Below are 9,419 nucleotides of genomic sequence, written 5' to 3' on the forward strand. Positions count from 1 at the left end.
TGACCCCATTGTCGCACCCGGCCGCCACAAAAAAGGTACCGAGAAGCCCGTCGCTTCTCGGTACCCCATCGGTTGCGGGAGGGGTCGCGCGACCGGCGCTACTTGTCGGATCCGGCCTCGGACCGGGCGTCCGCCTCGTCTGCGAGCTCCTCCATGGCCTTGTTGGGGGAGTCCACGGACTGGGCGTCGAGCTCCTGGTCGAGCGCTTCCTGGAACTGCGGGGCGGCCGTCTTNTCCTGCCGGTGCATGTGCCAGAAGGCGAAGAACGACAGCACGCAGGGCACGACAAGGAAGAACCAGTAGGCCGGGAAGCAGCAGATGGCGACGATGTAGACGATGCCGGCGGCTAGGTTCCACCAGCTCTTGCCCAGGAACANGGCCAGGGCGGTGAGGTCGAAGGCCACCACGGTGGCGATCAGGTGCGGCATGAGGATGTAGACGGCNAGGACGGCCACGTCGTTGCCGCCCGCGATCTGGCCGCCCCAGAAGATGGCGCAGTACAGCACGTAGGCGGCGGCGAAGATGAAGGCGATGATAGTGAGCAGCCGCTCGTTGATGCGGTTGCNGGTGACTTNNGCGTTCATGGCNACTCCNTTTGCACGGGGCCCGTTAGGTCGTAGCAGACGTGCGTTGTGTACCCCGCCCGGCATTCAGCCATCGGCAAGGAACCCCTTTATCCCGTCTGCGCCGGACGCCCGGTCCGCGGATTGTCTAAAAACCGTCTGCCTATTGTACCGCCGTGCCATTACTAAGGGACACATTGCAGGCACCCCGCCTCGACCCCCGTGCGAAAGGAGCCCCCATGGACCGCGCCCTCGGGATCTGCGTCATCGGCTGCGGCCGCGCCGGCATGATCCACGCCCACTCGTTCAAGGGCTCCGTCTCGGGCGCCCGCCTGGCCGCCATCTGCGACCCGGCGCCCGACCGCCTGCGCGAGGTCGCGGAGGAGCTCGGCTACCCCGCATGCTACGAGCGCTACGAGGACGCCCTGGAGGACCCGGCCGTGGACGCCGTCGTGGTGGTCACGCCNACGGACGCNCACCGCGACGTCGTGCCGGCCGCCGCCGCGGCCGGCAAGCATGTGCTCTGCGAGAAGCCCATGGCCGCGAGCCCCGCGCAGTGCGACGAGATGATCGCCGCGTGCGAGGCCGCCGGGGTAAAGCTGCAGATCGGCTTCATGCGGCGGTTCGACCCGGGCTTCCGCCGCATGAAGGAGCTGCTGGACGCCGGCGAGGCGGGCGAGCCCACCCTCGTGAAGTCGCTCACCCACGGCCCCAGCGAGCCCCAGGGCTGGATGTACGACGTCTCCCACGGCGGCGGCCCCCTCGCCGAGGCCAACAGCCACGACTTCGACACCCTGCGCTGGCTCGCCGGCTCCGAGATCGCGTGGGTGCACGCCGTGGGCCACAACTTCCGCAGCCCCGAGGTGGCCGCCGAGTACCCCGACTATTACGACACTGCCGCCTGCCTCCTCGAGTTCGAGAACGGCGTGCTCGGCATGGTTGAGGGCTCCCAGTACGTGCGCTACGGCTACGACGCCCGCGCGGAGGTGCTCGGAACCACGGGCCACCTGTCCGTGGGCACGCAGCAGGCCAACAGCGTGGTGCTCGCCCGCGGCGACGGCCAGCTGGTGGAGGACTCCATGCCCACGTGGCGCACGCTCTTCTCGGCAGCCTACATGGAGGAGGACGCAGCCTTCGTGCGCTGCGTCCACGACGGCACGGAGCCCGAGGTCACGGGCCACGACGGCAAGATGGCCCTCATGCTGGTGGAGAGCGCCATCCGGTCGCTCCGCGAGGGGTGTCCCGTGCGCGTGGGGGAGTAGGGGGCTCGCGGGGCTGCTCGCCGCCGGCCTCCGGCGCTGTCCCCGGCCCAGAAGGGCCCGCGCCGCCCGCCGCACGCGCGCCGGCCCGCCGTGCGGCGCCGTCCTACAATGGGGGCCGTGAAACCCGCACGTCACGCCAGAAAGGCCGCCCATGAAGAGGACAACCATTGCCCGGATCTACGCCGACCCCCAAGCCTTCGCCGACCATGACGTCACCGTGGCCGGGTGGACCCGCTCGGTGCGCGACATGAAGAACTTCGGCTTCGTCACCCTCAACGACGGCAGCTGCTTCAGGGATCTCCAGGTGGTCATGAACGTGGGCGAGGTGGGCAACTACGCCGAGGTCGCGGCATGCGGCACCGGCTCGGCCCTGCTCGTCAGCGGCGTCGTGGCCCTCACCCCCGACCGCCCGCAGCCCTTTGAGCTCAAGGCCACCTCCATCACCGTGCTGGGCNAGAGCGCGCCCGACTACCCCATGCAGAAGAAGCGCGCCACCCGCGAGTTCCTTCGCACCCACCAGCACCTGCGCAGCCGCACCAACCTTTTCCGCGCCGTGTTCCGCGTGCGCTCGGTGGCGGCCTTCGCCATCCACCGCTTCTTCCAGGAGCGCGGCTTCGTGTACGTGACCACCCCCATCATCACGGCCAGTGACGCCGAGGGCGCCGGCGAGATGTTCCGCGTCACCACCCTCGACGTGGACAACCCGCCCCGCACGGAGTCGGGCGAGGTCGACTGGAGCCAGGACTTCTTCGGCAAGGCCACCAACCTCACGGTGTCGGGCCAGCTCCAGGCCGAGAACTTTGCCATGAGCTTCGGCGACGTCTACACCTTCGGCCCCACCTTCCGTGCCGAGAANTCCAACACCCGCCGCCATGCCGCCGAGTTCTGGATGATCGAGCCGGAGATGGCCTTCTGCGACCTCGAGGGCGACATGGAGGTGGCCGAGGCCATGCTCAAACACGTCATCCGCGAGGTCGTGGACTCCTGCCCCGACGAGATGGAGATGTTCAACAAGTTCGTGGACAAGGGCCTGCGCGAGCGCCTGGAGCACGTGGCCTCCTCCGACTTCGCCCGGGTCACCTACACCGAGGCCGTGCGCATCCTCGAGGAGGCCNAGGNCGCCGGCCATGCGTTCGAGTACCCGGTGAGCTGGGGCATCGACCTCCAGACCGAGCACGAGCGCTACCTCACCGAGGAGCACTTCCGCCGCCCGACCTTCGTCACCGACTACCCGCGTGAGATCAAGGCCTTCTACATGCGCGCCAACGACGACGGCANGACCGTGGCCGCNGTGGACTGCCTCGTGCCGGGCATCGGCGAGATCATCGGNGGCTCCCAGCGCGAGGAGCGCCTGGAGCTGNTCCAGGCCCGCATCGAGGAGCTGGGCATGGATCCCGAGCAGTACCGCTACTACCTGGACCTCCGCCGCTACGGCACCTGCGAGCACGCGGGCTTCGGCCTGGGTTTCGAGCGCCTGGTGATGTACCTCACCGGCATCGACAACATCCGCGACGTCCTGCCGCACCCCCGCACTGTGGGCAACGCCGACTTCTAGGCCTCACGGAGTTCGGCCCCTGCCCAGCGATTCACGGACGCTCCGGCGCCGACCCGTCCCACGGCGGGTCGGCGCCCCCGTATGGGGGTAGGTACCTCCCGCTGGCCGCGTCGACCCAGGAGGCACCGTGCTCTTCCTCGTCGTCCTCGTCATAGGCGTCCTCTACGTGGTGTCCGAGTCGTTCGGGTACAAGCCGGCGTCTCGCCTCGCCCAGGTGGGCATCCCCACGTACTCCCTCGTCATGGCCGTGGTCACGCTCGTCCACGACCCCGCCCAGTGGCCGTGGGTCTTCCTGGCGGTGCCCGTNGGCATGCCCATCGGCTGATTCCAGACCACCCACGTGCGCGTGCGGCGCACCGGCGACCGCGACCGCCGCGGCCGCCGCACCGTGGAGNTNCNCCGCGGCTGGAGCTACGCGCTCGGATGGCTGCTGGTCTTCGTGTGTGGCGTCGCGTTCCACGTGGCCCTCGACGGGGTGCTCCCCTGGGACGAGGTGCTGGACGACCTCGCCTCCGACGTCGCGCGCGACATCTTCTCGTTCCTGCTGCTCACATCGGGCCTGAGCTGGTACGTCTGGGCCCTCTCCGGCTCCGCCGGCTACACCTACGCCCTGCTCCTGCGCCTCACCGACCCCGCCGTGGNNGAGGCCCTTCACTAGGCGCCACNCCCGNGCCANGNGGAGGGCTGGTGCCCCTCGCCGCTGCAGCGGCTCCCCGACCGCCTGGGGCCCCACGCCTCCTGACGCCCCTGTCCCACCACCCGGACACTTTTGTCNNATCACTCGCGCACTTTTGTCCCACCNTGCCGCTCGGACCGCCGCGGGCTCCATCATTCTTTTGATAGACGAAGTGACAGATGGGCCAGGCACCTCTGTCACACCGGGCACCTCCGTCACACGCACCCTGCCCCGTCGATGCTTTCAGGCTCGCTTGGTCTATGATGGTGCGTGCTACTGAAATGTCAGTCGCACGCATCCCCAGAGAGGAGCAGGAATGGCACGACTGCACGTCATGNAGAGGANCGAGGCCCAGGCCGTCATGGACGGCCTGCACCGCGCCCTCGAAGGGCGGCTGTCGGTGAGCTCGCTGGCCCCGTGCCCCGTTGAGTTCACCGCCGCCTACATCGCCATGTGCGCCACCCAGAGCTGCGGCAAGTGCACCCCTTGCCGCGTGGGCCTCAACGCGCTGCACGACCTGTTCGAGGAGGTGCTCGAGAACCGCGNCACCCCGGCGACCCTCGGCCTCATCGAGCGCACCGCGCGCAGCATCTACCTCTCGGCCGACTGCGCCATCGGCTACGAGGCGGCCGCCATGGCCCTCACGGCAGTCCAAGGCNTCGCCGACGACTTCAGGAGCCACGTGGAGAACCACGTCTGCGGCTTCAAGCAGTCCGAGCTCGTGCCCTGCGTCTCCGGCTGCCCGGCCGGCGTGGATATCCCCGGCTACATCAGTCTCGTGGAGGCCGGCCGCTACACCGACGCCGTGCGCCTCATCCGCAAGGACAACCCGTTGCCCCTCGTGTGCGGCTACGTGTGCGAGCATCCCTGCGAGATGTACTGCCGCCGCGGCATGGTGGACGACCCCATGAACATCCGCGGCCTCAAGCGCTTTGCCGTGGACCACATGGAGGGCGACTACCGTCCCTGGATAGCGCCTGCCACCGGCAAGCGCGTGGCTGTGGTGGGCGGCGGCCCCGCGGGCCTCTCGGCGGCCTACTACCTGGCCATCATGGGTCACGACGTCACCATCTTCGAGGCCCGCAGGCACCTGGGCGGCATGCTGCGCTACGGCATCCCCAACTACCGCCTGCCCCACGACCTGCTCGACGGCGAGATTCAGTGGATCCTCGACTGCGGCATCAAGGTGGAGCTCGAGTGCCCCATCGACGACCTGCGCCCCCTGCGCGACGGTTTCGACGCGGTCTACCTGGCCATCGGTGCCCACGGCGACAACCGCTTGGGCCTTCCCGGCGAGGACTCCCCGGGCGTGATCAGCGCCGTGGAGATGCTCCGGGCCGTGGGCGACGGCGAGGCCCCCGACTTCACCGGCAAGCGCGTGNCCGTCATCGGCGGCGGCAACGTGGCCATGGACGTGGCCCGNTCCGCNGTGCGCTGNGGCGCCGAGAAGGTCACCATCGTCTACCGCCGCCGCGTGGCCGACATGACGGCTCAGGACGAGGAGATCGCCGGCGCCCAGGCCGAGGGGTGCGAGCTTCTCGAGCTCAACGCGCCCGTGCGCATCGAGTGCGACGCCTCCGGTCATGTGGCCGGCGTGGTGGTGCAGCCCCAGATCATCGGCGGCCTCAAGCGCGGCCGCCCCGCGCCCCGCGNCGCCGAGGCGTCCGNGGTGCTCGTCCCCTGCGACGTCGTGGCCGTGGCCATCGGCCAGGCCATCCAGAGCGACACCTTCGCCGAGCAGGGCATCCCCTGCAAGTGGGGCCGCNTCCAGGCCGCCGAGGACGGCTCCATCGAGGGCTTCCCCGGTGTGTTCGCCGGCGGCGACTGCCAGAGCGGCCCGGCCACGGTCATCCGCGCCGTCAACGCCGGCAAGGTGGCCGCGGGCAACATCGACAACCACCTCGGCTTCAACCACACCGTGGGCTTCGACGTCGAGCTGTCCCACGTGCAGTTCAGGGGCAAGACCAGCTGCGCCCGCTGCGAGATGACCGAGCGCGAGGCGAGCGACCGCATCGGCGACTTCGACCTGGTGGAGCACGGCCTCACGGCCGAGGAGGCCCACCAAGAGGCCGGGCGCTGCCTGCGCTGCGACCACTTCGGCTTCGGCGCGTTCCGCGGAGGGAGGATCGACCAATGGNAGGGACCAAGACCGTGACCGTGACCGTCGACGGCCGTGCGGTGGAGGTGCCCGACGGCTCCACCATCCTCGAGGCCGCCCNGGCCGCCGGCGCCCAAGTNCCCACGCTCTGCTACCTCAAGGACCTCAACGAGATCGGCGCCNGCCGCGNCTGCCTGGTCGAGATCGAGGGCACCGAGCAGCTCGTGGCCTCCTGCAACAACGTGGCCCTCGACGGCATGACCGTGCGCACCAACAGCCCCCGCGTGCGCGCCGCCCGCAAGGCCAACCTGGAGTTCCTGCTCTCCCGCCACGACTCCACCTGCACGAGCTGCGTGCGCTCGGGCAACTGCTCGCTGCAGTCGCTGGCCAACCAGTCCGGCATCTCGGAGCTCCCCTACAGGAAGGAGCTCACCTGCACCCCGTGGAACCAGGACTTCCCGCTCATCCGCGACGCCGACAAGTGCATCCACTGCCTGCGCTGCATCCAGGTGTGCGACAAGGTGCAGAACACGGGTGTGTGGGACCTCACCAACCGCAGCAGCCACACCTGCGTGGGCGTGGCCGGCGGCGCCCCCATCGAGCAGACCGACTGCACTCTCTGCGGCCAGTGCGTGACCCACTGCCCCACGGGCGCCCTGCGCNAGCGNGACGACACCGAGCGCGTCTTCGATGCCATCGCCGACCCCGACACCACCGTGGTGGTGCAGGTGGCCCCGGCCGTGCGCGCGGCCTGGGGCGAGTCGCTCGGCCTCTCCCACGGGGAGGCCACCATCGAGCGGATGGCCGCCGCGCTGCGCGAGGTCGGCGTCGANTACGTNNTCGACACCAGTTGGAGCGCCGACCTCACCATCATGGAGGAGGGCAGCGAGCTCNTCGCCAAGGTGNCCGAGGCGCTTGAGCTGGGGCCGGACCACCCGGACGCCCCGCGCTTCCCCATGTTCACGAGCTGCTGCCCCGGCTGGGTGCGCTACGCCAAGGCCCACCACCCGGAGCTCGTGGACCAGCTGTCCACGGCCAAGTCGCCGGGGCAGATGTTCGGTGTCGTCACCAAGAGCTGGTTTGCCGAGAACGCCGGGCTCGACCCCCACAGGATCTTCTCCGTGGAGGTCATGCCGTGCCTGGCCAAGAAGGCCGAGGTGGCCTACGGGCCCATGAACGACGCCTGTGGCGACCCCGACGTGGATGTCTCGCTCACCACCCGCGAGATGGACCGCATGTTCCGGGCGGCATGCATCGATGTGGCGTCGCTGCCCGAGGGCGAGCTCGACCAGCCCCTGGGTACCTTCACCGGTGCCGGCGTGATCTTCGGCGCCACCGGCGGCGTCATGGAGGCTGCCCTGCGCACGGCCCATGCCCTCACCACGGGCGAGGAGGCCGACGCCNACGCCTTCTCGGACGTCNGCGGCATGGACGGCTGGAAGGAGGCTGTGTTCGACATGGGCGGCATGCCCCTGTCGGTGGCCGTGGTGAGCGGCCTGTCCAACGCCGAGCGGCTCATCGAGGCCGTGGAGGCGGGCGAGGCGAGCTACCACTTTGTGGAGGTCATGGCCTGCCCCGGCGGCTGCGCAGGCGGCGGCGGACAGCCCATCCATGACGGCTGCGAGCTGGCCGACGAGCGCGGCGACGTGCTCTGGGGCCTGGACCGTGCCATGCCCCTGCGGAAGTCCCACGAGAACCCGCAGGTGCAGGCCGCCTACCGAGACTACTTCGGCGAGCCTCTGAGCCACCGCTCCCACGAGCTGCTCCACACCGACCACCACGCGTGGAAGATGCCCAACGAGGTGTAGGCCTCGTAGGCACAGGCGCGACGACCGAGCGGCGGCCCCCGCACCCGGTGCGGGGGCCGCTTCCTGTCTTCCCGCACCCCCCTCCGCACCTGAACACGGTTGAGGACACCCCCTCCGGCACCTGAACGTGTTCGGGGGTGGATTTTGCACANCTGAACACAGGCGAGGGTGATTTCCGGGCCCGTTNCGTGTCCGAAGTCGCCCTCAACCGTGTTCAGGTGCCGTGGATGCNGTGGCTGCCGCGGTTTTCGGGGTCCGGGTGCGCCCTCACCCCTCGAACAATGCGGACGAGATGCCCACCAGCAGCAGCGTCGCCACAAAACAGGCCCCGAGAAGGGCGACCCAGAGAACGGCGGGGTGCCGGGCGGTCGAGAAGCGCCGCTCGCCTCTGAGGAACCACCGGGTGAGAAGGCCCGGCACCAGGCCCATGCACACGCCGATGGAGAGGCACTGGAAGTCCCAGAGCGGCTTGCCCATCCCGGGGTGCGACGGGGTCATGAGGAGGCCGCAGGCCATGAGCGCGCAGAACAGCGCCCCTACCACGGTGGCGGCGGTGGCCAGGCGTCGACGCCAGGCGGGAGGGGCGCCGCCCCCTCGGGGCGTCCCCGCGGGCGAAGGGTGGATCGTCCCCTGCGCCGTAGGCCGACGATCCCGCCCGTCGTGACCTGCGGGAGAGGCCGTCGGGCGTTCGGGCCGGTGCGCCNCGGCGGAGCCCTCGCCGACGGNGCGCTNCAGGTTCCGGGCGAAATCGAGGGCGGTGGCCGGACGGTCGGCGGGGGAGAGGGAGCACGCCCGCTCGATGACCCGGCGTAGGGGTGCGGGCACCACCGCGGGGTCGTCGAGGGCCTCCTCGCAGATGGGCGATGCGGGCGACAGCCCCGTGAGCAGGAAGGCGGCGAGTCTGCCCANGGCGTACACGTCCGTGCGGGGGTCCGTCTCGGCAAACCCGTACTGCTCGGGGGCCGCGAAGCCCCGCGTGCCCAGCACGACGGTGTCGTGGCGCTTGGTATCGGGGCCCGGGCGCCGGGCGAAGCCCGCGTCGATGATGCAGGCGCCGAGGGGCCCCACGACGACGTTCGCGCAGGAGAGGTCCCGGTGGACGATGCCCAGCCTGTGGAGCTCGGCCGCCCCTTGGGCCACTTGGCCGATCAGCGGGACGACGTCCTTGGGGGCGAGGGCGCCCTGGGCCTCCACGACCTGCTCGAGGGTGGGGCCCGGCACGTAGTCCATGAGCACGGAGAGGCCCCAGGGCTCCCGGTCCACCTGCCACACCCTCACCAGGGCCGGGTGGGACGTCCGGGAGAGGGCGTCCCACACCTCCGGGTTGGCCGTCTCCGCGGGGACGAGCTTCTGCACGAACACCCGGTCGGCGCCGTCGCTCACCAGCAGGGTGGCGTCGTGCTCGGAGCGTCGTGCCAGCTCCTTGAGCCGTGTCAGCGGTGGGATGGGCTGTCTCT

Annotated in this window: 5 protein-coding genes; 4 read left to right on the forward strand and 1 reads right to left on the reverse strand. The window is 70.2% G+C overall.

The features are described from left to right. Positions 1-802: 802 nt before the first annotated feature. From JX283_RS01750 to JX283_RS01765, 4 genes are all read left to right on the forward strand, one after another. Positions 803-1,825, forward strand: a complete 1,023-nt coding sequence (locus JX283_RS01750; protein ID WP_204829064.1) for a Gfo/Idh/MocA family oxidoreductase — start codon at positions 803-805, stop codon at positions 1,823-1,825. Positions 1,826-1,976: 151 nt separating this feature from the next. Continuing rightward, positions 1,977-3,380, forward strand: coding sequence for an asparagine--tRNA ligase (asnS, locus tag JX283_RS01755; RefSeq protein ID WP_204829065.1), 1,404 nt, complete (start codon positions 1,977-1,979; stop codon positions 3,378-3,380). A gap of 992 nt (positions 3,381-4,372) precedes the next feature. Next, entirely contained in the window at positions 4,373-6,211 is a 1,839-nt protein-coding gene (locus tag JX283_RS01760) for an NAD(P)-binding protein (protein WP_204829066.1), read from the forward strand. Next, the gene (locus JX283_RS01765; RefSeq protein ID WP_204829067.1) at positions 6,190-7,962 is read left to right on the forward strand and encodes a [FeFe] hydrogenase, group A; all 1,773 of its coding nucleotides are present in this window, start codon (positions 6,190-6,192) and stop codon (positions 7,960-7,962) included. Before JX283_RS01760 ends, JX283_RS01765 begins: the two co-directional genes overlap by 22 nt. Before the next feature lie 267 nt (positions 7,963-8,229). Here JX283_RS01765 and JX283_RS01770 read toward each other — a convergent pair. After that, positions 8,230-9,419, reverse strand: a 1,190-nt coding sequence (locus JX283_RS01770) for a serine/threonine-protein kinase (protein WP_204829068.1), incomplete at its 5' end; no start/stop codon positions are given.

The sequence above is a fragment of the Olsenella sp. CU969 genome (assembly GCF_905219715.1).
In the GTDB taxonomy this organism is placed as follows: Bacteria; Actinomycetota; Coriobacteriia; order Coriobacteriales; family Atopobiaceae; genus Granulimonas; species Granulimonas faecalis.